This window comes from Albidovulum marisflavi (assembly GCF_025751435.1).
GTDB classification, from domain to species: domain Bacteria; phylum Pseudomonadota; class Alphaproteobacteria; order Rhodobacterales; family Rhodobacteraceae; genus Albidovulum; species Albidovulum marisflavi.
This window is the reverse complement of record NZ_JAOWKY010000001.1, coordinates 374,995-397,807: the sequence shown is the minus strand read 5'-3', so window position 1 is coordinate 397,807 and position 22,813 is coordinate 374,995. Positions and strand designations below refer to the sequence as shown.

General features: G+C 63.9%; 26 protein-coding genes. 18 read left to right on the top strand and 8 right to left on the bottom strand.

The window, feature by feature from the left end; genetic code table 11:
* Nucleotides 1–46: 46 nt before the first annotated feature.
* Nucleotides 47–670 (top strand): queuosine precursor transporter, encoded by a 624-nt coding sequence (locus tag OEW28_RS02015; protein WP_263733055.1) that lies wholly within the window; start codon nt 47–49, stop codon nt 668–670.
* A gap of 332 nt (nt 671–1,002) precedes the next feature.
* The gene (arfB, locus tag OEW28_RS02010) at nt 1,003–1,422 is read left to right on the top strand and encodes an alternative ribosome rescue aminoacyl-tRNA hydrolase ArfB (RefSeq protein WP_263733054.1); all 420 of its coding nucleotides are present in this window, start codon (nt 1,003–1,005) and stop codon (nt 1,420–1,422) included.
* A gap of 17 nt (nt 1,423–1,439) precedes the next feature.
* Here the strand turns inward: arfB and OEW28_RS02005 are convergent, their stop codons facing one another.
* Together OEW28_RS02005 and OEW28_RS02000 are read right to left on the bottom strand one after the other, a co-directional pair.
* Nucleotides 1,440–2,666 (bottom strand): argininosuccinate synthase, encoded by a 1,227-nt coding sequence (locus OEW28_RS02005; protein WP_263733053.1) that lies wholly within the window; start codon nt 2,664–2,666, stop codon nt 1,440–1,442.
* A gap of 95 nt (nt 2,667–2,761) precedes the next feature.
* A complete protein-coding gene (locus OEW28_RS02000) occupies nt 2,762–3,331 on the bottom strand; it encodes a hypothetical protein (RefSeq protein WP_263733052.1) in 570 nt (189 codons plus the stop codon).
* Between the two features lie 217 nt (nt 3,332–3,548).
* On the opposite strand from OEW28_RS02000, the gene ilvA reads away from it, so the two are divergent.
* A complete protein-coding gene (gene ilvA, locus OEW28_RS01995; RefSeq protein WP_263733051.1) occupies nt 3,549–4,796 on the top strand; it encodes a threonine ammonia-lyase IlvA in 1,248 nt (415 codons plus the stop codon).
* Here ilvA and OEW28_RS01990 read toward each other — a convergent pair.
* Nucleotides 4,793–5,137 (bottom strand): Hpt domain-containing protein, encoded by a 345-nt coding sequence (locus tag OEW28_RS01990; RefSeq protein ID WP_263733050.1) that lies wholly within the window; start codon nt 5,135–5,137, stop codon nt 4,793–4,795. The two genes, ilvA and OEW28_RS01990, sit on opposite strands and share 4 nt — an antisense overlap.
* A gap of 203 nt (nt 5,138–5,340) precedes the next feature.
* Between OEW28_RS01990 and OEW28_RS01985 the strand changes: the two genes are divergently transcribed.
* The gene (locus tag OEW28_RS01985) at nt 5,341–6,555 is read left to right on the top strand and encodes a PP2C family protein-serine/threonine phosphatase (protein WP_263733049.1); all 1,215 of its coding nucleotides are present in this window, start codon (nt 5,341–5,343) and stop codon (nt 6,553–6,555) included.
* On the opposite strand, the gene OEW28_RS01980 is transcribed toward OEW28_RS01985, so the two are convergent.
* A complete protein-coding gene (locus tag OEW28_RS01980) occupies nt 6,552–7,001 on the bottom strand; it encodes an NUDIX hydrolase (protein ID WP_263733048.1) in 450 nt (149 codons plus the stop codon). The genes OEW28_RS01985 and OEW28_RS01980 overlap by 4 nt on opposite strands.
* A 76-nt stretch (nt 7,002–7,077) precedes the next feature.
* Here OEW28_RS01980 and hslO point away from each other — a divergent pair, with 76 nt between their 5' ends.
* From hslO to OEW28_RS01940, 8 genes are all read left to right on the top strand, one after another.
* On the top strand, nt 7,078–8,079 hold the full coding sequence (hslO, locus tag OEW28_RS01975) for an Hsp33 family molecular chaperone HslO (RefSeq protein ID WP_263733047.1): 1,002 nt from the start codon (nt 7,078–7,080) through the stop codon (nt 8,077–8,079).
* Complete coding sequence (locus tag OEW28_RS01970; protein WP_263733046.1) at nt 8,066–8,668, top strand: CoA pyrophosphatase; 603 nt, start codon at nt 8,066–8,068, stop codon at nt 8,666–8,668. The genes hslO and OEW28_RS01970 overlap by 14 nt, the downstream gene beginning before the upstream one ends.
* Entirely contained in the window at nt 8,665–9,807 is a 1,143-nt protein-coding gene (locus OEW28_RS01965; RefSeq protein ID WP_263733045.1) for a CCA tRNA nucleotidyltransferase, read from the top strand. Before OEW28_RS01970 ends, OEW28_RS01965 begins: the two co-directional genes overlap by 4 nt.
* A gap of 53 nt (nt 9,808–9,860) precedes the next feature.
* Nucleotides 9,861–10,457, top strand: a complete 597-nt coding sequence (locus OEW28_RS01960) for a LysE family translocator (RefSeq protein WP_263733044.1) — start codon at nt 9,861–9,863, stop codon at nt 10,455–10,457.
* Nucleotides 10,458–10,515: 58 nt separating this feature from the next.
* Entirely contained in the window at nt 10,516–12,372 is a 1,857-nt protein-coding gene (locus OEW28_RS01955) for an ABC transporter ATP-binding protein (protein ID WP_263733043.1), read from the top strand.
* On the top strand, nt 12,369–14,204 hold the full coding sequence (locus tag OEW28_RS01950) for an ABC transporter ATP-binding protein (RefSeq protein WP_263733042.1): 1,836 nt from the start codon (nt 12,369–12,371) through the stop codon (nt 14,202–14,204). Before OEW28_RS01955 ends, OEW28_RS01950 begins: the two co-directional genes overlap by 4 nt.
* On the top strand, nt 14,201–15,427 hold the full coding sequence (locus tag OEW28_RS01945) for a class I SAM-dependent RNA methyltransferase (RefSeq protein WP_263733041.1): 1,227 nt from the start codon (nt 14,201–14,203) through the stop codon (nt 15,425–15,427). The genes OEW28_RS01950 and OEW28_RS01945 overlap by 4 nt, the downstream gene beginning before the upstream one ends.
* A gap of 74 nt (nt 15,428–15,501) precedes the next feature.
* Nucleotides 15,502–15,999: a L,D-transpeptidase family protein gene (locus OEW28_RS01940; protein WP_263733040.1), complete on the top strand. Its 498-nt coding sequence runs from the start codon at nt 15,502–15,504 to the stop codon at nt 15,997–15,999.
* Between the two features lie 34 nt (nt 16,000–16,033).
* Here the strand turns inward: OEW28_RS01940 and dalA are convergent, their stop codons facing one another.
* Nucleotides 16,034–16,543, bottom strand: a complete 510-nt coding sequence (gene dalA, locus OEW28_RS01935) for a divisome-associated lipoprotein DalA (protein WP_263733039.1) — start codon at nt 16,541–16,543, stop codon at nt 16,034–16,036.
* A gap of 188 nt (nt 16,544–16,731) precedes the next feature.
* Here dalA and OEW28_RS01930 point away from each other — a divergent pair, with 188 nt between their 5' ends.
* Together OEW28_RS01930 and OEW28_RS01925 are read left to right on the top strand one after the other, a co-directional pair.
* Complete coding sequence (locus tag OEW28_RS01930; RefSeq protein WP_263733038.1) at nt 16,732–17,337, top strand: L,D-transpeptidase; 606 nt, start codon at nt 16,732–16,734, stop codon at nt 17,335–17,337.
* Nucleotides 17,338–17,482: 145 nt separating this feature from the next.
* Nucleotides 17,483–17,662 (top strand): hypothetical protein, encoded by a 180-nt coding sequence (locus OEW28_RS01925; protein ID WP_263733037.1) that lies wholly within the window; start codon nt 17,483–17,485, stop codon nt 17,660–17,662.
* Between the two features lie 54 nt (nt 17,663–17,716).
* Here OEW28_RS01925 and hemH read toward each other — a convergent pair whose 3' ends face one another.
* Nucleotides 17,717–18,781, bottom strand: a complete 1,065-nt coding sequence (gene hemH, locus OEW28_RS01920; protein WP_263733036.1) for a ferrochelatase — start codon at nt 18,779–18,781, stop codon at nt 17,717–17,719.
* 52 nt (nt 18,782–18,833) lie between these two features.
* On the bottom strand, nt 18,834–19,664 hold the full coding sequence (locus OEW28_RS01915; RefSeq protein WP_263733035.1) for a methyltransferase domain-containing protein: 831 nt from the start codon (nt 19,662–19,664) through the stop codon (nt 18,834–18,836).
* A gap of 22 nt (nt 19,665–19,686) precedes the next feature.
* Here OEW28_RS01915 and OEW28_RS01910 point away from each other — a divergent pair, with 22 nt between their 5' ends.
* Genes OEW28_RS01910 through OEW28_RS01895 form a run of 4 tightly spaced genes read left to right on the top strand, consistent with a single transcriptional unit; the run spans nt 19,687 to nt 21,981 of the window.
* Nucleotides 19,687–20,409, top strand: coding sequence for a ComF family protein (locus tag OEW28_RS01910; protein WP_263733034.1), 723 nt, complete (start codon nt 19,687–19,689; stop codon nt 20,407–20,409).
* 35 nt (nt 20,410–20,444) lie between these two features.
* Entirely contained in the window at nt 20,445–20,702 is a 258-nt protein-coding gene (grxC, locus tag OEW28_RS01905; RefSeq protein WP_263733033.1) for a glutaredoxin 3, read from the top strand.
* A gap of 3 nt (nt 20,703–20,705) precedes the next feature.
* Entirely contained in the window at nt 20,706–21,536 is an 831-nt protein-coding gene (locus OEW28_RS01900) for a carbon-nitrogen hydrolase family protein (protein ID WP_263733032.1), read from the top strand.
* 1 nt (nt 21,537) lies between these two features.
* Nucleotides 21,538–21,981, top strand: coding sequence for a MarR family winged helix-turn-helix transcriptional regulator (locus OEW28_RS01895; protein WP_263734351.1), 444 nt, complete (start codon nt 21,538–21,540; stop codon nt 21,979–21,981).
* Between the two features lie 26 nt (nt 21,982–22,007).
* Here the strand turns inward: OEW28_RS01895 and ubiG are convergent, their stop codons facing one another.
* Nucleotides 22,008–22,751 carry a bifunctional 2-polyprenyl-6-hydroxyphenol methylase/3-demethylubiquinol 3-O-methyltransferase UbiG gene (ubiG, locus tag OEW28_RS01890; protein WP_263733031.1) on the bottom strand — a complete coding sequence of 248 codons (744 nt, stop codon included), beginning with the start codon at nt 22,749–22,751 and terminating at the stop codon, nt 22,008–22,010.
* Nucleotides 22,752–22,813 lie beyond the last annotated feature (62 nt).

The following is a 22,813-nucleotide window of genomic DNA, read 5'->3' as shown; positions in this document are numbered from 1 at the left end:
TGGTCCGGGGCCAAGTCTCCGCGACCTTGTAAAAAACGGATACATCATGACCCGTAATCTGATCCCCGGCATTCTTGCCATGGCCGCCATCGTCGTGGCCTCGAACATCCTCGTGCAGTTTCTGTTCGGCCAGTGGCTGACCTGGGGCGCATTCACCTATCCCTTCGCCTTCCTGGTAACCGACCTGACGAACCGCCTGCACGGCGCCCCCGCGGCGCGCAAGGTCGTGGTCGCCGGTTTCGTGGTCGGCGTGATCTGTTCGCTGATCGGCAGTCAGATCATGGGCGAGTTCGGGCCCCTCGTCACTCTCAGGATCGCCATCGGTTCCGGCGTCGCCTTCCTGGCCGCGCAGCTTCTGGACATCAGCGTCTTCAACCGGCTCCGGCAGGGCAGCTGGTGGCGCGCGCCGCTCGTATCGACGCTGGTCGGGTCCTCGCTGGACACGGCGCTGTTCTTCACCATCGCATTTTCGGGCGCCCTGACCTTCATCGAGCCTGCGAACGATGTCAGCTGGGCGGGCGAGTCCTTGCCGCTTCTCGGCGTCGGCCCGATGGTTCCGCTATGGGTCTCACTGGGTTTCGCGGACTGGTTCGTGAAATTGTTCCTGGCCGGTGTTGCATTGGTGCCATTCCGACTGATTGTCGGGAAATTGACCACACGGGTTGCGTGAAAAGTTTTGACAAACACAAAATCTGTGGCAGCCTGTGGATAACGGCAACCCAGCGAAAGGAGGTGATCCAGTGTCTAGAGTGATATTGGAGAGAGGTGTCAGGACAGTCGGAGGGGCCGTGGCCTGAGGGCAATCCCGAGGGTTTCAACTCACGACTGGGCCAAGCCGAACCCCGGCACCCTAACTGGTCCATCTCCTTAGATCTCGGAGGGCCGTTCCAAATCGGAACGGCCCTTTCCGTTCCCGAAAACCCGTTCAAGGAACAAGCTGCCCTGTTGCGGCGCCGGACCGCGACCCTTGACCAGACCCAGCCCCAGGCGCAAGTAACCCCCATGCTTTGGATCACGGACACCATCACCATCGCCGACTGGGAACTGAGCGAAAGCTTCAGCCGTGCATCCGGCCCCGGCGGACAGAACGTCAACAAGGTTTCAACGGCGGTCGACCTGCGGTTCGAGGCCGAACGCAGCCCGCATTTGACGGACGCGGTCAAGGCGCGGCTCAAACGGCTGGCTGGTCGTCGCTGGACCGACAGCGGCGCGATCGTCATTCGCGCGGAAGAAAGCAGGAGCCAGGCGCAGAACCGGGAACTGGCGCGGGAAAGATTGGTCGAGTTGATCCGCAAGGCCCTGGTCGCGCCCAAACGGCGTATTGCGACGAAGCCCACGCTTGGTAGCCAGCGCCGCAGGCTACAGGCGAAAGCAGAACGCAGCGCCGTAAAGGCGCTGCGTGGCAAGGTCGACGACGATTAGTCCACAAGCGGCGGGCTTCAGCCCTTGACCCGCTCGTTCCGCGTGGCGATCAGCTTCAGACGCAGCGCGTTCAGGCGGATGAAGCCTGCGGCATCCTTCTGGTCATAGGCGCCGGCGTCCTCTTCGAAGGTCACGTGCTTTTCGCTGTAAAGCGAATGGTCCGACCAGCGCGCGACGGTGCGGGCCGATCCCTTGTAAAGCTTCACGCGCACGGTGCCGCTGACGTGTTCCTGACTCTTGTCGATCAGCGCCTGAAGCATCTCGCGCTCGGGGCTGAACCAGAAGCCGTTGTAGATCAGCTCGGCGTAGCGGGGCATGATCGAATCCTTCAGGTGGCCCGCGCCAGCGTCCAGGGTGATCTGCTCTATCCCGCGATGTGCCTCGAGCAGGATCGTGCCGCCAGGCGTTTCATAAACGCCGCGCGACTTCATGCCGACGAAGCGGTTTTCCACGAGGTCGAGGATGCCGACGCCGTGCTTGCCGCCCAGTTCGTTCAACTTCGTCAGGATCGTCGCGGGGCTCATCGCCGCGCCATTGATCGCGACGGCATCACCCTTTTCAAAGGTGATCTCGACGAACTCGGGCTCGTTCGGCGCGTCTTCGGGGCGCGTGATGCGCTGAAGCACGTATTCGGGCGCCTCTTCGGCCGGGTTTTCCAGAACCTTGCCTTCGGAGGATGTGTGCAAAAGGTTCGCGTCGACCGAGAACGGCGCATCTCCGCGCTTGTCCTTGGCGATCGGGATCTGGTTCGCCTCGGCGAATTCCAGCAGCTTGGTGCGGCTGGTCAGGTCCCATTCCCGCCAGGGTGCGATGACCTTGATATGCGGGTTCAGCGCATAGGCCGAAAGTTCGAACCGGACCTGGTCGTTGCCTTTGCCCGTCGCACCATGTGCCACGGCGTCCGCGCCGGTTTCGGCAGCGATTTCGACCAATCGCTTGGAGATCAGCGGGCGAGCGATCGAGGTGCCAAGAAGATAGAGCCCTTCGTAAAGCGCGTTGGCGCGGAACATCGGGAACACGAAGTCGCGTACGAATTCTTCGCGCACATCCTCAATGTAGATGTTCTCTGGCTTGATCCCAAGAAGCTCCGCCTTCTTGCGGGCGGGATCCAGTTCTTCACCTTGACCCAGATCGGCGGTGAAGGTCACGACCTCGCAGCCGTATTCGGTCTGAAGCCATTTCAGGATGATCGAGGTATCGAGACCGCCGGAATAGGCAAGGACGACTTTCTTCGGGGCAGACATGGGGCGGCCTCATTGCATGACGTCAATTCGGCTGCCGTTTATTGGGTTTCGCCGTGCCGGGCAAGGGCGGAGGGCAGCGGAAATCCAAAGTAGCGTCAGGCACCGATGCCCAGAACGCTGCGGATCAGTTCCACGGCCTCTGCAGACAGCTTCCGTCCATTGGCTGCGGCCGCCAGTGCCTTGGCCTCTGTCTTGATCGCTGCGTTCAGGGTTTCCAGATCGGCAGCCGAGCCACTTGCGCCATAGGCATTCTGCGCGTCGATCGTCGCCTCCGCCGCCGCGAGGTACTCGCGATAGCGGCCGACCTGGCTACGCGCGCTGGCACGCTTGATCGCGTTCACATCCGCCATGATGGATTCAAGCGCCTTCAGCTCGGACGCAAGCAAACCATAGTTCGCGTTCACCGAAATCTTGATCGATTGGACTGCGGCGGCCTTGGCCTTGCCCTTGGCCTTGCCGTTGTTGCCGGCGTTGCCACTGTTTCCACCATTGCCGTTCCCGTTGCCGCCACCGTTGCCGCCACCGTTGCCGCCACCGTTACCACCGTCATTCTTGGCGTAAGCGGCGCCAAAGCCTGCAACTGATGCGACAGGGGCAAGGGGGCCGCTCATCAGGGCGGCGATGGCGATAACCGTTATGAAGGTCTTGGCATTTGCAGCAGACATCCGATCCACCGTTAGTCTGAACTCGGGACGACACATATGAACTCTGGCCTATTGGGACAGATCGGATTGTCAAAAATATGGCGATGCCGTGTCACGTTTGCAGGGTCACCTTTGCAGGGGTCCTAGCGCCAAAGGCGAAATCAGGCGCGGCGGTCTTGACATCGGCCCGCCGGAATGCGGCAAAGGGGGCGAACTTCGAAATGCGGGATGCTGGACCGTGACTTCCTTCACCGACCGTGCCGACGACACGGCGACTTCGCTTCGCGCCCTGTTTCCGGAAACGCCGCTGCAGCTGAACGTCCATCTTTCACAGCGCTTCGGCGCAGAAGTCTTCCTGAAGCGCGAAGACCTGACGCCCGTGCGCAGCTACAAGCTGCGCGGCGCCTTCAACGCCATGCGGAAGGTGCTTGCCCGCGATCCGAGCCAACGCCATTTCGTCTGCGCCTCGGCTGGCAATCACGCGCAGGGCGTCGCCTATGCCTGCCGCCACTTCGGCGTTTCCGGAACAGTCTTCATGCCGGTGACGACACCTCAGCAGAAGATCGACAAGACCCGCGCCTTCGGAGAGGACAACGTGGAGATCCGGCTGACCGGCGACTACTTCGATCAGACGCTGGCCGCCGCCCAATCCTATTGCGCCCAGGCAAACGCCTGGTTTCTGTCGCCGTTCGATGATGAAGACGTGATCGAGGGTCAGGCCAGCATCGGGGCTGAGATCCTGCACCAGCTTGGCCGGGCACCCGATCTGGTCATCCTGCCGGTCGGGGGCGGAGGGCTTTCCGCCGGCGTCACCTCTTACCTTCGGGAAGCAGCACCCTCAACGCAGATCCGCTACATCGAGCCCGCTGGCGGCGCGAGCCTTGCCGCGGCGATCGCCGCCGGCGAACCGGTGACGCTGAAGCGAATAAACAGTTTCGTGGACGGTGCGGCTGTCGCGCGCATCGGGACCCTGACCTTCGACCGTCTGAAGGATGTCAGTCCCGACAAGGTCCATTCCGCGCCGGAGGACCGCATCTGCATCACCATGCTCGAGATGCTCAACGTCGAGGGGATCGTTCTGGAACCCGCCGGAGCGCTTTCGGTGGACGCCCTTCCGGAACTTGCCGAAGAGATCGCGGGCAAGACGGTGGTCTGCGTGACATCCGGTGGCAACTTCGACTTCGAACGGCTGCCGGAGGTCAAGGAGCGCGCGCAAAGATACGCAGGGCTCAAGAAGTACTTCATCCTGAGAATGCCGCAGCGTCCTGGCGCGCTGAGGGAGTTTCTTGAGATGCTGGGACCCCAGGATGACATCGCCCGTTTCGAGTACCTCAAGAAATCCGCGCGCAATTTCGGTTCCGTCCTGATCGGAATCGAAACGAAATCCGCGGAAAACTTCGTGAGATTGGCACAGCAACTCGACGCGGCCGGCTTCGTTTACCGCGACATCACAGATGACGAAACGATTGCCGAATTCCTGATCTAGGCCGCCGTGATTCGGCCGTCCCTCTTGCGCAACCCGGCCACGAAGGCGACGCGTGACTCTGCGTAGCAGTCGATGACGGCGCCCATATTGACCTTGGCGGCATTGCCATGTGCCGCCAGACGCTCGCCCTCCTGGCAAAGCGCGCCGAAATCGAGGAACCCGAGGTTCCATGCGCTGCCTTTCAGAAAGTGAAGATCTTCTTCGAACTTCGCCGGGTTGGGGTCCGATCGCAGCCGGGATACGACCGATTCCACCTCTTCCAGGAATATTTCCACGACCTCGTCGAAGCTGTCGTCTCCTATTTCCATCCGCAGGCTGTTCACCCTGGACCAGTCGATCATCTCGCGCACCCCTACAGCCGGCTTGGGCCAAGGCTAGGCGCCCGCCCTTGATGCGCGGTTAACGGCTGACCGGCGAGTTCAGTTCAGGTCGCGTTAATGTCCCGTTCCTAAGGTGCGGCTCGTGTCAGAGGCTGGATGCTTTCGTGAACCCATTACCGTTCAAAGCACAACGTGGTGTGCCGGCAGGGCTTTCCCCTGCTGCCTTGGCCCGTCGGATCCTGGTCGTCGACGACAGCCGTGTGCAGCGAAAGATACTTGCAAGCCAGATCGCGCGTTCGGGTCACCGAGTGACCGAAGCCGGATCGGGGGAAGAAGCGCTGGAGATCTGCCGCCGCGAGGCGCCCGATGTCGTCATCTCGGACTGGATGATGCCGGGAATGAGCGGACTCGACTTCTGCAAAGCGCTGCGAGAACTTGAGTTCGACGGATACATCTACTTCATCCTGCTGACCTCAAAGACCGAAACCGCCGAGGTCGCCTTGGGTCTGGATATCGGCGCCGACGACTTTCTGACAAAGCCCGTTTCCGGGGATGAGCTTCGGGCGCGCATCGCGGCGGGCGAACGGATTTTGCGGGTCGAGCGTGAGCTGAAGGACAAGAATCGGCTGCTGAAGACCACGTTGGACCAGCTTCAGTCGCTGTATGACTCGATTGACCGCGACCTGATCGAGGCGCGAAAGCTCCAGCAAAGCCTGGTCCGAGAGCGATTCCGAAGTTTCGGCAATGCGGATGTGACGCTGCTCTTGCGTCCTTCCGGCCATGTGGGCGGCGATCTGGTCGGTTTTTTCCAGATCAGCGCGTCGCGGATCGGTGTCTTTTCCATCGACGTCTCGGGCCACGGAATCACCTCGGCCCTGATGACCGCCAGGCTCGCGGGGTTCATGTCGGGAAACTCGCCCGAGCAGAACCTTGCCCTGCTCCAGACCGGCGCAGGCTACGGGGCACGCCCGCCGGACGAACTGGCAGGTCTGCTGAACAGGATCGTCCTGAGCGAGATGAAGACCGAAACCTACTTCACCCTGGCCTATGCAGAGGTCGATCTGGCCACGGGACAGGTCAGCATGGTGCAGGCTGGCCATCCTCATCCCATCGTGCAGCGCGCAAGCGGCAAGGTCGAGTTTCTGGGCAGGGGCGGCTTTCCGATCGGGCTGGTCGACGATGCGAGATATGAGGTGATCAAGGTGCAACTGGACGCAGGGGATCGCCTTTTCCTGATGTCCGATGGGATCACGGAAGCCCCCGATCCGGACGGCCGCGAGCTGGGTGCGGAGGGGTTGGCAGGTCTGATGCACCAGTGCCGCGGCCGACAGGGCGACGCATTCATGCAATCGCTGATGATGCAGCTTGACGCCTTCTCGGGCGGAGAGTTCCCCGATGACGTTTCAGCCGCGTTGATCGAGTTTCGTGGGAGACCCTAGAGCCCCGCGCCCCCGAACGCGCGCGCCAGGAAATGCCTGTCGCCCTCGTTGTCCAGGATCCGCGCCGCATCTTTCGCGGGAACCCAAAGGGCCTGGTGACCGGGTTCCGTAGGCGGGCCAAGCCGCCGGGTCGGGCGTGCGATGTAGATCGTACATATCTTTTCGGCCCACTTGTCGTATTCCGGCATGTAGGTGAAGCGGCGGAAGGCGCCCAGCCGGCGAGGCTGGGCAATCGTCCAGCCGGTTTCTTCGTAAACTTCGCGGTGAAGGGCGCGCAATGGCGATTCCCCCGGATCGACTCCGCCGCCAGGAAGCTGGAACTCGGGCGCGGGCTCTGCCTGGTATGTGATCAGCACGTCACCATCCCGCGCCAGGACAGCATAGACGCCGTGCCGGATGCGGTATTTCTGATCCTTGCGAACCGGTTCGCCGAACCGCCTGATCATGCCCGTCCCCTTGGCGCACAGGTTGCCGTTCCCATATGGAAGCGGTATGCCAAGGCTTCGGCCAAAAGGAAACCCCATGACAAGCCTGTCGCAGATCGTCTGGGACGACACCGTCCTTCCATTTCAACTCGACCGCTCCGATATCAGGGGACGCGTGGCGCGTCTTGACGGCGTTCTGGAACGGATTCTGCGCCAGCATGACTACCCCGCAGCGGTCGAGGCCCTTGTCGCCGAGGCCGCCCTTCTGACCGCGCTGATCGGGCAGACGATCAAGCTGCGCTGGAAGCTTTCCCTGCAGATCAGGGGCGACGGCCCGATCCGGATCATCGCCACCGACTACTACGCCCCCGCGACGGAAGGGGGGGCGGCGCGCATCCGCGGTTGGGCCAGCTTCGACGCCGAAAGGATCGTGCCGGACGGCCATGCCTTCAGCCAGATCGGCAACGGATACTTCGCGATCCTGATCGATCAGGGCGCGGGCAGCGTGCCCTATCAGGGCATCACTCCGATCGCCGGCGGATCGCTTTCTTCCTGCGCAGAGACCTATTTCGCGCAGTCGGAACAGCTGCCGACGCGCTTTTCGCTGGCTTTCGGGCGGTCGCAACTTCCGGGGCAGGGCGAGCACTGGCGCGGCGGCGGCGTGATGCTGCAGCACATGCCGAAAGCCTCGCCGCTGGCAGCCCGCGATGACGCGACCGGCGAAGGCGGCCTGCTGACGGCGACCGATATCCTTGAGGGCGAGGAAGGCGAAAACTGGAGCCGCGCCAATCTGCTGCTGGATACGGTCGAGGATCTGGAGCTGATCGGCCCCTCGGTTCAGCCCACCGACCTTCTGATCAGGCTTTTCCACGAAGAGGGACCGCGGGTTTTCGATGCCCAGGCGGTGCAGTTCGGCTGCACCTGCTCGGCCGACAAGGTGCGGCAAAGCCTGTCCATCTACTCGTCCAAGGACATCGCGCACATGACGACCGATGAAGGCATCGTGACGGCCGACTGCCAGTTCTGCGGCGCGCATTACGAATTCGATCCTGAAACACTGGGGTTCGAGGCGCAGGAGCGTCCGGATGACGAGGACTGATCCATTTTCCGGCATTGCGGCCGCTCTCGCAGCGCCGGGACGGCCGACGTCGGACTATGACCTGAACCCCGGTGTCCTGCTGCCAGAGGGCCGCAGACTGAAACCGGCGGCGGTTCTCGTGGCGTTTCAGGCTGGCCGGGCCGGGCTCGAGATCGTGCTGACCAAGCGCGCATCCCACCTGAAGAACCACCCGGGCCAGATCGCCTTTCCGGGCGGAAAGGTCGACGCCACCGACGCTGACCCGGTTGCCGCCGCCCTGCGAGAGGCGGAAGAGGAGATTGGCCTGACCTGCGCGAACGTGAGCGTGATGGGCACCACCGAGGCGCATGAAACCGTCACCGGGTTTTCCGTGACCCCGGTCCTGGGCCGCATTCTGGAGCCGTTCCAGCCCGTGCCCGAGGCCGGAGAGGTCGAAGAAGTCTTTTCGGTGCCGCTTGCCCATTTGGCCGACCCGCAGAACTACCGGGTCGAGCAGCGGCGCTGGCGCGGTGAGTGGCGGCGATACTATACGGTTCCCTACGGGCCCTATTACATCTGGGGCGCAACCGCGCGTATCCTGCGCGCGTTGGCTGACCGGATGGACGCATGAAGATCACGGGCGACTGGTTCGAGGCGGCGCATGTACGGCAGGTGCTTGCGGTGCTGACGGGCGCGGGGCACCAGGCGTTCTTGGTCGGCGGCTGCGTGCGCAACGCGCTGTTGTCGCAACCGATCGCGGACATCGACATATCGACCGACGCCCTGCCCCAACGCGTGATCGACCTGTCCAGGTCGGCAGGGCTCAAGGCCGTTCCGACCGGCATCGAACATGGCACCGTCACCGTCGTCGCCGAGGGCGTCGGGCATGAGGTGACAACCTTTCGGCGGGACGTGGAAACCGACGGGCGGCGGGCTGTTGTGGCCTATTCTACCCGGATCGAGGATGACGCGGCCCGGCGCGACTTCACCATGAACGCACTTTACGCGGATGCCTCGGGGCAGATCGTCGATCCGATGGGGGGGCTCGCGGACCTGAACGCCCGGCGCGTGCGCTTCGTGGGCGACGCGGATCAGCGCATCCGGGAGGATTTCCTGCGTATTCTCAGGTTCTTCCGGTTTCACGCGTGGTACGGCGACCCGGACGAGGGGCTCGACCCCGAAGGCTATGCTGCCTGCGCGGCCAATTCGGCTGGTATAGAGACACTTTCGCGCGAACGGATCGGGCATGAGATGCGCCGTCTTCTGGCGGCGCCCGATCCCTCGCGGGCGGTTGCGGCGATGCAGGCTGCGGGGCTTTTGTCGCGGGTCGTGCCGGGGGCCGATGCGCGCGCGCTGGCCCCACTCGTGCATCTGGAACCTCCTTATGCGCCGGACTGGATTCGCAGGCTGATGGTGCTGGGCGCAGAAGATCCGGTCGAGCGGCTTCGGTTGTCCCGGGCCGAGGCGCGGCGGGTCGAGGCGCTTGGGGCCGCGCTGTCGGATGGTGAAGGCATTGCCACGATCGCCTATCGAAGCGGCGCGGATGTTGCGCGGGATGCCGTCATGATCACGTCCGCAGGGATGTCGCAGCCCTTGCCGCCCGGTTGGGAGGACGCTGTCGCCAAGGGTGCCAGCGCGGTTTTCCCGGTGCGCCCCGGGGACCTGATGCCCCGATACTCCGGCCCCGCCCTTGGCGAGAAGCTTCGAGCGCTCGAGGAACGCTGGATCGCGTCCGGCTTTGAATTGTCACGGGAACAATTGCTGTCTTGAAGGGCGGCGTCCCGGCGGCAAGACTTTGCGCCCATCATTCGCGCGAATCTGTAATGTCACCTGAAAACCTTGTCGCGCTTGTGGCGCTGGCCGCAGGAACGCTTTTCACGCCTGGCCCGAACAACGCCATGCTGGCCACGTCCGGGGCAAACTTCGGCTTTCGCCGCACGCTGCCTCACATGCTGGGCGTCGCGATCGGGTTTCCAGCCATGGTGCTGATCGTCGGGCTGGTCCTGGGCGGAATCTTTCAATCCAACGCAATTCTTCGGGAGTCCCTGCGCTGGGGCGGCGCGCTTCTGTTGCTGTGGATCGCGTGGAAGATTGCGATCTCTGGCGGGGTCGCCCTGGCCGGCACGTCCGCCGGACCGATGGGCTTTCCGGCCGCCGCCGCGTTCCAATGGATCAACCCCAAGGCCTGGGCCATGGCGGTCGCCGCCACGTCCCAGTTCGTGACCGGCTCGGCGCCCGTTCTGGCGGCGCTCATCGTCACGCTCACCTTTCTTGGCGGCGGGCTGATGTCATCGGCCACCTGGGTACTTGCGGGCCAGGCGATCGCACGTTTCCTGACCTCGCCGAGCCGGCACCGTATCTTCAATCTTTCGATGGCCGGGCTCATCGTGCTGTCGGTGGCCCAGCTTCTTTGGCACTGACATTTCCATTTCGCCCTCTGCGAGATATACACGGGACTGAGTTCAAAAAGGCTTTTCCATGTTCCGGTTCTTCGAGAACCTCGTCGATCCCTACGTGGCATACGAGGAAACCGACGCGCCCCCGCGCCGCCTGTTTTCCTTTCTGCGGGACTACACACGCCCCTTCCGCAAGGTCTTCGTCCTTGCCATGGCGGTCAAGATCGTGACTGCCCTGACCGAGGTCGGCCTGCTGTGGTACATGGGGCGCATCGTCGATTTCCTCGCGTCCGAGGATCCGCGCGCCGCGCTCTCTGACCATTGGATCGAACTGGCGGCGGCGGCGGTCTTCGTGCTGTGCCTGCGCCCGTTCATAGCCGGCCTCGACGTCGCGCTGCTTCACAACGCAATCGTCCCGAACCTGCGCACGCTGGTCAGTTGGCGGGCGCATCGGCATATCCTGCGCCAGCCCGTCGGCTGGTTCGAGAACGACTTTGCCGGCCGCATCGCCAACCGCGTCATGCAGACCCCGCCCGCGACCAGCGACGCGGCATTCCAGCTTCTGGACGCCATGGCCTTTGCGTTCACCACGTTCCTCGGATCCGTGGCGCTTCTGTCCGCGGTCGATTCGCGGCTGATGGTGCCGCTGGTGCTGTGGTTCCTTGGATACCTGTTCCTGTTGCGGGTTTCGGTCGCGCGGGTCGCGCCAGCCGCACAGGCGGCCTCGGGGGCTCGGTCCGCCGTGACGGGGCGCATCGTGGACAGCTACGCCAACATCCACTCGGTCAAGCTGTTCGCCCATGATGACCGCGAAATCGCCTATGCCGGCGAGGCGATCGAAAACGCCCGGACCGCGCTTCAGCGCGAAATGCGGATCATCACCCGCATGGACATCATCCTGACGGCCTTGAACGGCGGCCTGATCGTCGGGCTTTCGACGCTTTCGATCTGGCTGTGGTATTCCGGGGCGGCGTCGGTCGGGATCGTTGCCGTCGCCACGGCGATGGCGCTCAGGCTCAACAACATGACCTACTGGATCATGTGGGCCTCGACCGCGCTTGTTCAGGCCCTGGGAACCGTCGCGGAAGGGATGGAGACCATCGCCCAGCCGATCGGGCTGGTGGACCGGCTAGGCGCAAGGGACCTTGAGTTCCGCGAGGGCTTGATCGAGATCCGGGGCCTCCGCCACCATTACGGTCGCGGCTCGGGCGGGCTGGATGCGATCGACCTGACGATCCAGCCGGGGGAGAAGGTCGGGATCGTCGGTCGGTCGGGCGCGGGAAAGTCCACGCTCGTCAAGCTGCTCTTGCGCTTCTACGACGCCGAGGCGGGCGCGATCATGATCGACGGACAGGACATCGCCCAGGTCACCCAGGCCAGCCTGCGACGCCAGATCGGCATGGTCCAGCAGGAAACCAGCCTTCTGCACCGCTCGGTCAGGGACAACATCCTCTACGGTCGGCCCGATGCGACCGAGGCGGATATGATAGACGCCGCGAAGCGGGCCGAGTCGCATGATTTCATTGAATCCCTGCGCGACCCGGCAGGTCGTGGCGGTTACGGCGCGCAGGTCGGTGAACGCGGCGTCAAGCTATCGGGCGGCCAGCGGCAGCGGATCGCGCTGGCGCGCGTGATCCTGAAGGATGCGCCGATCCTGGTGCTGGACGAGGCGACGTCGGCGCTCGACAGCGAGGTCGAAGCGGTGATCCAGAACACGCTTTACGGCGTGATGGAGGGCAAGACCGTCATCGCCATCGCGCACCGGCTGTCGACCATCGCACGGATGGACCGCATCGTGGTCCTGGAAGACGGCAGGGTTGCAGAAGAGGGCACACACACCCAGCTTTTGGCAATGAACGGACTTTACGCACGCTTCTGGGAACGCCAGTCGGGCGGCTTCATCGGTCTGGAAGATGATACCGAAAGGGCGGCGGAATGAAGCTTGCCACATTGTTCGATGCCTTTGCGCCCGCTGACGGGGCGCCGCCCAACCGACTTCTGGGCTTCTTCGGCTGGTGCCTTTCGGGGTCCTGGCCAACCCTTGCGCTTGCCGCTGCCGCATCTTCGGTCGCCGGGGTGATGGAGGTTGTTACAGCCTTCTTCCTGGGTCAGGTGATCGACGCCGCCAGCGCATCGGGGCCGGAAAACTTCCTGTCCGACAATATCTGGCTGCTTGCCGGGATCGTCTTCTTCTTCGTCGTGCTGCGACCGCTTGCCTTTGGCGCGTCCTCCGCTGCGAACTCGATCGCAGTGGGCCCGAACCTGACGCCGCTTGTCCTGTCGCGGCTGCACCGCTGGACGATGGGACAGGCCGTGACCTTCTTCGACAACGACTTCGCCGGCCGGATCGCGCAGAAGCAGATGCAGACCGCGCGCGCCGTCACCGATGTCGCGACCGAGTTCATCAACACCGTCTGCTTCGCGCTTGCCTCTCTTGTCGGGTCGGCGATCTTCCTGCTGGCGATCGACTTCTGGGGCGCGGTGTCGCTTTGCGTCTGGATCATCGCCTACGTCGGGCTCATCCGCTTCTTCATACCGAGGGTTCGCGTGAACTCGGCGGCGCGCGCGGGGGCGCGGGCGATGGTGTCGGGCCAGGTGGTCGACACGATCACCAACATCAAGACGGTCAAGCTGTTCGCCCATGCGGAACACGAGGACCGCGCCGCGCTGTCGGCGATGCGCGTCTTCCGCGAACGCGCGCTGGAATTCGGGGTGATCTCGGCCTGGTTCCGCCTTGCGCTGATGACGCTGGCCGGATCACTGCCGGTGATCCTTGTGGGTGGCACGCTGATGCTCTGGATGCAGGGCATTGCCACCGCGGGTGACATCGCGGCCTCGGGCGCGATCGCCATCCGCATCGCGCAGATGACCGGCTGGGTCAGCTTCACGCTGATGGCCATCTATTCGAACGTGGGCGAGGTCGAGGACGGGATGCGCACGCTGACGCCGCCGCACACGCTGACCGACGCGCCCGGCGCGGTGACGCTTCCCCGGTCGCAGGGCAAGATCACATTCGACCATGTGAGCTTTGCCTACGGCCGCCGCATCGGAGGGATCGAGGATATCTGCCTGACGATCCAGCCCGGGGAAAAGATCGGCATCGTCGGGGCGTCGGGTGCCGGGAAATCCACCCTGGTCGCCCTGCTTCTTCGGCTTTACGACACCGAGAAGGGCCGTGTGATGGTTGACGACCATGATGTTCGGTTCGTCACGCAGGAAAGCCTGCGGCGCCAGGTCGGGATGGTCACGCAGGAAACGGCGATGTTCAATCGCTCGGCCAGGGACAACATCCTTTATGGCCGGCCGGACGCCACCGAGGCCGAGGTCATCGCCGCCGCCGAGGCCGCCGAGGCTGACGAGTTCATCCGCGACCTGATCGACCACAAGGGCAAGACGGGCTACGACGCGCAGCTGGGCGAGCGCGGTGTCAGGCTGTCGGGCGGACAGCGGCAGCGGATCGCATTGGCCCGCGCGTTCCTGAAGGACGCGCCGATCCTTGTCCTGGACGAAGCGACGTCCGCGCTCGACAGCGAGGTCGAGGCGCAGATCCAGCATGCGCTGGACCGCGTCATGCAGGGCAAGACCGTTCTTGCGATCGCGCACCGGCTGTCCACCATTGCGGCGATGGACCGGATCATCGTCCTGGATCGTGGCCGAATTGTCGAAGAGGGCAGCCACGACAGTCTTCTGGCCCGCGGCGGTCTTTACGCGCGCTATTGGAACCGGCAATCCGGCGGCTTCATCGGTACCGAGGAGGAGGCCGCGCAGTGAGGCTGACAGTCGAACGCCTTGGGCATCTCGGGGACGGGATCGCTCCGGGACCTGTCTTCGTCGCCGGCGCCCTTCCCGGCGAGGTCGTGGAAGGCGCAGTCGAAGGCAATCGCGTGGCCGCGCCGCGGATCGTCGCGCCCTCACCCGACCGCGTCAGGGCCGACTGCCCGCATTATCGCGCCTGCGGCGGCTGCAGCCTGATGCACGCCTCGGACGCCTTCCTGGCAGGATGGAAGCAGGAGGTCGTCCGTTCGGCACTGGAGGGACAGGGCCTTGCCGCACCGGTTCGGGGCATTTCGACCTCGGCCCCCGGTTCGCGGCGCCGTGCGACGCTATCGGGGCGCCGGACGAAGAACGGGGTGGTTGTCGGGTTCCATGGCCGCGCCTCGGATACGGTCACCGCGATCCCCGATTGCCGCCTTCTACGGCCGGAACTGCTGCGGGCCATTCCCGCGATGGAGGAGGTCACTTCGGTCGGGGCATCCCGCAAAGGCGAGCTTTCCATGACTGCGACCCTGACCGAGGGTGGCATCGACCTGGCTGTGACCGGCGGTAAGCCCTTGGACTCAGACCTGTTTTCCGCGCTTGCCGCGATCGCGGGCGGGGCCGATTTCGCGCGCCTGACATGGGAGGGCGAATCCGTCATCGCGGCCCGCCCGGCCGAGCAGCGCTTCGGCCGCACGCTGGTCGCACCCCCGCCCGGCGGGTTCCTTCAGGCGACCCACGAAGGTGAGGCGTCGCTGGTCCGGTTCGTCGTCGAAGCGATCGGGTCCGCGCGGCGCGTGGCCGACCTTTTCGCGGGCTCGGGCACATTCACCCTGCCGATTCTGGAACGATGCGAGGTTCACGCAGCCGAAGGTGAGCGTTCCGCTATTACAGCGCTCGATGCCGCCTGGCGGCGCGCGGCGAACCTGCGCCAACTCACGGCCGAATCCCGCGACCTGTTCCGCAGACCGCTGACACCCGATGAGCTGGCCGGCTTCGATGCTGTCGTCATCGACCCGCCCCGCGCCGGGGCCGAAGCACAGTTCGCCCAGCTCGCGGCGTCGGGCGTGCCGGTGGTCGCGGCAGTGTCCTGCAACCCCGTCACCTTTGCCCATGACGCGCGAATCATGGCCGACGCTGGCTACACGATCGACTGGATCGAAGTCGTGGATCAGTTTCGCTGGTCGCCCCACGTCGAACTTGTCGCGCGCCTTTCACATTCGCCAAAGTCCGCCTAGGCGGAAAACTGCGCACTTCCCGACGCGCCCGTACGCGTGTATCACGCGGGAAAACATCTGCGGCAGGACAGGCGATGAAACCCATAGGAGCAGGACTGGCAATCGTTGCGGCGATGATGCTGTCCGCGTGCGAAAAGTCGAAGTTTCGCAAATACGACGGACCCGAGGTCACGCAGATCCTCGTGCTCAAGGAAAAGCGGACCATGTACCTTCTGAACGGCGAGCGGCCGCTGAAGAAATACGCGGTCGCGTTGGGCGGAAACCCGGTCGGCGACAAGAAGGTCGAAGGCGACATGAAGACGCCCGAGGGCGCCTATCATGTCGATCGCCGCAACCCGAATTCGGCCTATCACCTGTCCCTGGGCATCTCCTACCCGAATGAACAGGACCTCGTCGAGGCCAAGGCACTCGGCAAGCCGCCCGGCGGTGACATCTTCATCCATGGCCGCGCTGGCAAGAACAGGGGAACCAACCCGGACTGGACGGCCGGGTGCATCGCACTGACCGATGACGAGATCGAGGAGGTTTACTCGATGGTCCGCACCGGCACGCCGATTTACATCGCGCCATGAAAACAGGCGGCCAAAAGGCCGCCTTTCCAGTGACTTAGTCGCCAGTCACCAAGGTCCACCAGAGCTTTCCGCTTGGCTCTTGATACCAGGCGAATCCGACCCGCCGGGCCGCGGGATCAAGGATCACGGCGCGGGTGTCGGGAACGTCCATCCACGCCGACAGTGTCTCCAGCTCGGTTTCATATGTCTCGGATATGTTCTCGCCCAGCAGGTTTCCGGGATAGCCCGTGCGGCGCACCCGTTCGACCGGCGAAGAGCCGTCAGAACCGAAGTGCCAGGGACGGTTCTGCACCGCCATGTCGCGCGAATGGGTCGCGGCGGCAGCGGTCAGTTCAGCGCTCAGCACCAGGGGCGGCGCGCCGGCAGCGGCACGCAAGGTGTTGACGGAGTCGACCATCGAATAGGTCACACGCGACGTATCCGAGGGCTTGATGACATAAAGCTTCGGCAACGGCTTGCCGTCGGGGCCAAGCTGCGCAGGCTCTGTCACGCAGGCCGCAAGAGACAGGATCGCGACTGCGACAAGACCGATTTGACGTATCATCTCTGGGTTGTTCCCTGGTTTTGCAGCCCCTTCCTTTACAGGCTCTGCAGCGGCGCTTCAAACGCCAACTGCGGCCATCGGCGGGAAGTTGACGCCTGACGGCGGCGTGAGTTGCCGAAAACCGAAAGCAGGAGTAGGTTCCGCGCATCCTGGCGCCCCTTCGGCGCCCAACCACCATGGAGACAGACATGAGCTCCGATAAGCTTGGCAGGCTTGATCGACGCAGTTTCATCGGTGCCGCGGCCGCTTTGGGCGCCTTGGCAGCCACCCCCGTCCGCGCGCAGTTCGGCGCCGAGACGACCGAATACGAAGCGGACCCGTCCTCGAACTTCCGCCGCAACATATCCAGCTTCCGTGCGCTGGACTGGCGGCCGTATTTCGAAAACACGAAGGGCGGCGCGGTCCTCGTGGACATCACGTCACGGGCGCTGCATTTCTGGTCCGAGGATCAGACGATCTATCGACTTTTCCCAACCAGCGTGCCGCTGACCGAAGACCTGACGCGGCGCGGCCGCACCCAGATCGTACGCAAGGTCGTCGGCCCCGAATGGCGCCCGACGCCCGCGATGCGCGAACGCAATCCCGAGTGGCCGGAGTATGTCGGACCAGGTCCCGACAACCCGCTGGGGACCCACGCGCTCTATCTATCGTGGGAGTATTACAGGATCCACGGCACCCACGACACGCGCAAGATCGGGCGGCGTTCGTCGAATGGCTGCGTCGGGCTCTACAATGAGCACATAGCGGAACTTTACGGTCTGACCAAAATCGGGACGCAGGTGTTGCTTATTTGACGACAGCCCCGAAACCTTTGTGTCTAATGCATGAGGGGCGTTGCAAAAATTCGGCGGGTTCGCAATATTTGGGTCCGCGAGGTACTGAATGAATGCCCGGGCATTCCTCACGAAAACTGTGCCGGGTAAACTTGGAGACTTTCAAATGAAAAAGCTTGCGCTTGCTGCTGCTCTCTCGGTCGCCGCGACCTCCGCTTTCGCCGGCGGCATGGCTGAACCGATCATGGAACCGGCTCCGGTTGTCGAGGAAGCTTCCTCGTCGTCCGCTGGCATCGTTGTTCCGCTGCTGCTCCTGGTGCTCGTCGCCGCTGCGGCTTCGAACTAATCGGGATACCGATCAGGGAAAGAGCGGTGGTTTTCCACCGCTCTTTTTCTTTTGTCAGACCCAGCCCGCAAGGTTGTCTCCCACGACCGCCATCAGCGCTCCGATATGCGCATCGTCGTCGTTCAGGCAGGGGACGTAGGTGAAGCTCTCGCCGCCCGCGTGTTCGAAGGCTTCGCGAATCTCGCCCTGAATTTCCTCCAGCGTTTCAATGCAGTCCGCGGAAAAGGCGGGCGAAATCACAGCGATTCGCTTCTTTCCGGCCTTGGCCAGCTCCGCCACATGTTCGACTGTGTAGGGGCGAAGCCACTCTTCCCGTCCGAAGACGGATTGGAAGGTCGTGTCGATCGCACCGGCTTCCCAACCCAGCCTTTCGCGCAATAGGCGCGAGGTCTTCTGGCACTGGCAGTGATAGGGGTCGCCCTCCAGCAGGTAGCGCTTCGGCATCCCGTGATAGGAGGCCACCAGAACATCCGGGCGATGGTCAAGACCGGCGTAGACCCGCTCGACCGACTTCGCCAGTGCGTCGATGTAAAGCGGGTGATCGAAGTATTCCGGCGCCACGCGCACTGCAGGCTGGCGCTTTTCCTTCATCAGCGCACGAAACAACTGGTCGTTGGCCGTGGCCGAGGTTGCCCCTGCATATTGTGGATAGAGAGGCAGGAACAGAAGCTGCTCACACCCCGCATCAACCATCTTGCGCACGACGCTTTCCGTCGAAGGGTTGCCGTAGCGCATGCAGAATTCGACCATCACGTCCGCGCCGAAACGGTCCGCGACCGCGTTGCGCAGTTTCGCGACCTGGGCCTTGGTAATCGTCATAAGCGGGCTTTCCCCCGCCTCGTGATTCCAGATCGACTTGTAGTTTGCTCCCGAAGTGAAGGGCCGCTTCGACAGGATCACGAGTTGCAGCAGCGGCTGCCATTTCCACGCGGGAAAGTCGATCACGCGGCGATCCGAAAGGAATTCGCTCAGGTAGCGCCGCATCGACCAATAGTCGTAGTTGTCGGGTGTTCCAAGGTTCGCGACCAGCACGCCGATCCGGCGGCGCGGCTGAGGTGGGTGATCCTTGGGTGCATGGGTCAGTCGGCCTTCTCCGGGCCGGTCGAAAGTCGCGGTCATCGGGTTCCCTTCCTATCCCTCAGGGTCGGAGATAGTCGCTTTTGCAGCGGCGTCAAATCCTCTTGCCCGATATGTCGCGCGGTGCGCCCAGCGCGTCGGCCAGCCGCCGTGCGGCGCTTCCAGGACGCAGGGGTTTCTGCTGGCTTTCGTCCGGCGCCCAACCCGTCAAGAAGATCATTTCGAAGGTCGCGCGAATGCGGCCGTCTTCTGCGGGAAAGTTCTTCGCATAGACATGCGCCGCCTCGGGAAAGAGATCGCGCCCCGGCCAGCGCCGGCTTCGCGCGGCAAGCGCGTTGCCCTCGCCCATCGCGCGCAGGTCAGAGACCAGGTGGAACGCCGTACGGTAGGTGACGGTCTTGATTGCCGAATCGGCAACCGGCAGGGCGAATCCCGCGCGCTGCAAAAGCCCTCCAAGGTCGCGGATCTCGGCCATGGGAAGGACACGCAGGGACAGACCACCGCTCTGACGGCTCTCAGCTTCGGCAAGCGCGGCGCGCAATTCGGCAAGGCTCCGGCCGCCGAACATGACGGCCATGAACAGGCCGTCGGGAACCAGTGCCCGCCTGCACTGAACCAGCTGGCCGACAGGATCGTTGGACCAGTGCAGCCCGAAGGCATGGATCACCAGGTCGTGTGCGCCGGGTTCGGCATCCAGCAAATCGGTATCGTCGATCCGCCGCGCCTCTGGCCAAAGGCTTTGCCATGGCTCGCCGAAGCCGCTCACGATCAGCGGCTTCGTAAACGTCCTGTTAACCTCGGCCAGCCTTTCCTTGATCTCATCCGCGGCTTCCTCCTGCAGGAATAGTTCCGCGCCTTGCCGCTGGGCGCGGACACGATTGCGGGCCAGGGCGGCGAGATCGGTCATCAGGGGTGGCGTCTGCATGGCGCGACCCTAGGGGTTCCCAATGGGATTGCAAGCTCTGGTTCGCCTTGTCTTTCCGCCACAATGCCTGAACTGCGGAGCCGCCACCGCAGACGATTTCGGCCTGTGCGGTGCATGCTGGCCAGATGCGGCCTTCGTCTCGGGACTGGTCTGCGACACATGCGGCGTCCCCCTTGCCGGCAGCGATGAGGGGCGGGCGGAATACTGTGATGACTGCCTTGCCATCGCGCGTCCGTGGTCGCGCGGTCGCGCCGCGCTTGTTTACAAGGACCTTGGCCGCAGCTTCGTTCTGGCGCTGAAGCATGGTGACAGGCTTGATCTGGTGCGGCCCATGGCCGAATGGCTTGAGCGCGCGGCCCGGCCGATCGTGGCGCCCGACATGCTTGTCGCACCGATCCCTCTTCATTGGTCACGCCTGCTGCGACGGCGCTATAACCAGTCGGCGCTGCTCTCGCGCGCCTTCGCGGCGCGAATGCAGCTGGATCAGTGTCCCGACCTGCTGGTCCGGGATCGCCGGACCGCGTCGCAAGACCACCGCGACCGCGATGCCCGGTTCGCCAATCTTGCCGGCGCCATCAGGGCGCATCCCCGGCGCGTGGACCGGATCCGGGGGCGCCGGATCCTGCTGATCGACGACGTGATGACCTCGGGCGCGACCTTTGCTGCGGCGGCCGAGGCCTGCCTTGCAGCAGGCGCAACAGAGGTCTGCATTCTTGCTCTGGCACGAGTTGCGAAGGACGCCTAGATCCCTATAGTTGCGCCACACTCAGGCAGGGAACCATGGCCGTCATCGAGATCTACACGACCCCGTTTTGCCCCTATTGCATTTCGGCAAAGCGACTATTGGCCCACAAGGGCGTGACCTATGAGGAAACCGACGTTTCGGGGCAGCCCGAGTTGCGCGAAAAGATGATGATCCGCGCGGGCGGGCGGCGCACCGTGCCGCAGATCTTCATCAATGGCCGCCATGTCGGCGGCTCCGACGACATCCACGCGCTGGACCATCGTGGCCAGCTCGACGAACTTCTGGCAAGCTAGGGTATGAAGGTTGGCCTCATTCAGCTGTGCTCCTCGGATCGGCCGGACGAAAATCTGGCCGCGACACGGACGCTGGTGAGGCAGGCGGCAGAGCGGGGGGCGGCATTTGTCCTGACGCCCGAGGTCACGAACTGCGTCTCCTCTGACCGCGCCCACCAGGAAGGTGTGCTTCGGACCGAGGCCGAGGACCCGACACTTGAAGACCTGTCGGCAGAGGCCAAGGCGCTTGGCATCTGGCTTCTGATCGGGTCGCTTGCGCTGAAGACCACCGATGCGGACGGGCGCTTCGCCAACCGCTCTTTCCTGATCGATCCGCATGGCAATGTCTTCGCGCGCTACGACAAGATCCACATGTTCGACGTGAACGTGTCGGAAACCGAGCAGTATCGCGAATCCTCGGGCTACAGGCCCGGCGCGCGCGCGGTGCTGGCCACGACGCCCTTCGCGAAGATCGGCATGACGGTCTGCTACGACATCCGATTTCCCCAGCTTTACCGCCGCCTGGCCCAGGCAGGGGCCGAAATCCTGACGGTTCCAGCGGCCTTCAATGACACGACCGGTGCCGCGCATTGGGAAAGCCTGCTGCGCGCACGCGCGATCGAGAACGGCGCCTTTGTCCTGGCGCCCGCACAAAGCGGCAGCCATGCCACGCAAAACGGCCGGTCGCGGCGCACCTGGGGCCATTCGATGGTGGTCGCACCCTGGGGCGAGGTTCTGGCAGACGGCGGCACGGATGTCGGCGTCGTCCTTGCCGACATCGATATTGGCCAGGTTGCCCGCGCCCGTCAGCGGGTTCCCTCCCTGACCCATGACCGGGACTTCGAGGGACCCTGACATGGCGGATCAGCACGAAATACTGGCGATCTCTCTTTTTTCCGAAGTCTTCATGGCCGACCAGCTGGCGCGCAACCGCATTTCGCGGGCGCTGCCCAAGGGGATGGAGCTGTCGCATTTTTCCGTGCTCAATCACCTCGCGAACATCGCGGAGGAACGGACGCCCGCGCAGCTCGCGGACACGTTCCATGTCACGCGCGGGGCGATGACGAACACGCTGGCCAAGCTTGAATGGGCGGGCCATGTCCACATCAGGCCGGATTGGGACGACGCGCGCCGCAAATTCGTGTCACTCAGTCCCGCCGGGCGCTCGGCACGCGACGCTGCGCTGGCCTCGATCGCGCCGATCCTCACCGACCTTGTCCGCGCGATCGGCCAGGACAAGGTGCGCGCCGTGCTGCCCGTCCTGCGCGAGCTTCGCGTCAGGCTTGGCAAGGAAAGCTGAGCAAGGACTGGAGTCCGAAAGGGGGATCAGGCCCTCCGGGCTGCCATCACGTAGTTCACGGACAGGTCGCGGTCGGAAATGGACCATTGCCAGCTGATCGGGTTGAAGACGAATCCCTTTCGATCGACAGGCATCAGCCCGCCCGCGCGCATCATGGCATCCAGTTCGTCAGGCGTGATGAACTTGGACCATTCGTGGGTCCCCTTTGGCAGCCAGCGCATGACCCATTCCGCCCCGACGATCGCCGCCATGAAGCTTTTGGCGTTGCGGTTGATGGTCGAGGCGATCATCAACCCGTCCGGCTTCAAAAGCGCGCGGCAGGTTGCGAGGAACGCGGCCGGATCGACGACATGTTCGACGACTTCCATGCAAAGGACGATGTCGTACGACTCGCCCGCCGTCGCCATCGCCTCGGCGGTGGTGTGACGGTAGTCGATCTCAAGCCCCTGGGATTCGGCATGGATGCGGGCAACCGGAATGTTGCGCTCGGCCGCGTCGGCTCCCACGACGTCGGCACCAAGCCGCGCCATCGGCTCTGACAAAAGGCCGCCGCCGCAGCCTATGTCCAGAAGCCGGAGGCCCGCGAAAGGTTTGGGCGCCGTCAGATCACGGCCGAACTCTGCTGCGATCTGACGCGTGATGTAGTCAAGGCGGACCGGATTCATCATGTGCAGCGGCTTGAACTTGCCGTGCGGGTTCCACCACTCTGCCGCCATCGCCTCGAACTTGGCGACTTCGGCGGGATCGACGGTGTTGGGCGCGCCTTGCATCGGTTGCTCCGGTCTTTTCTGGCCCCCATGGCGGGCCGCTTCGTTTGCGGTATATAGTCCAT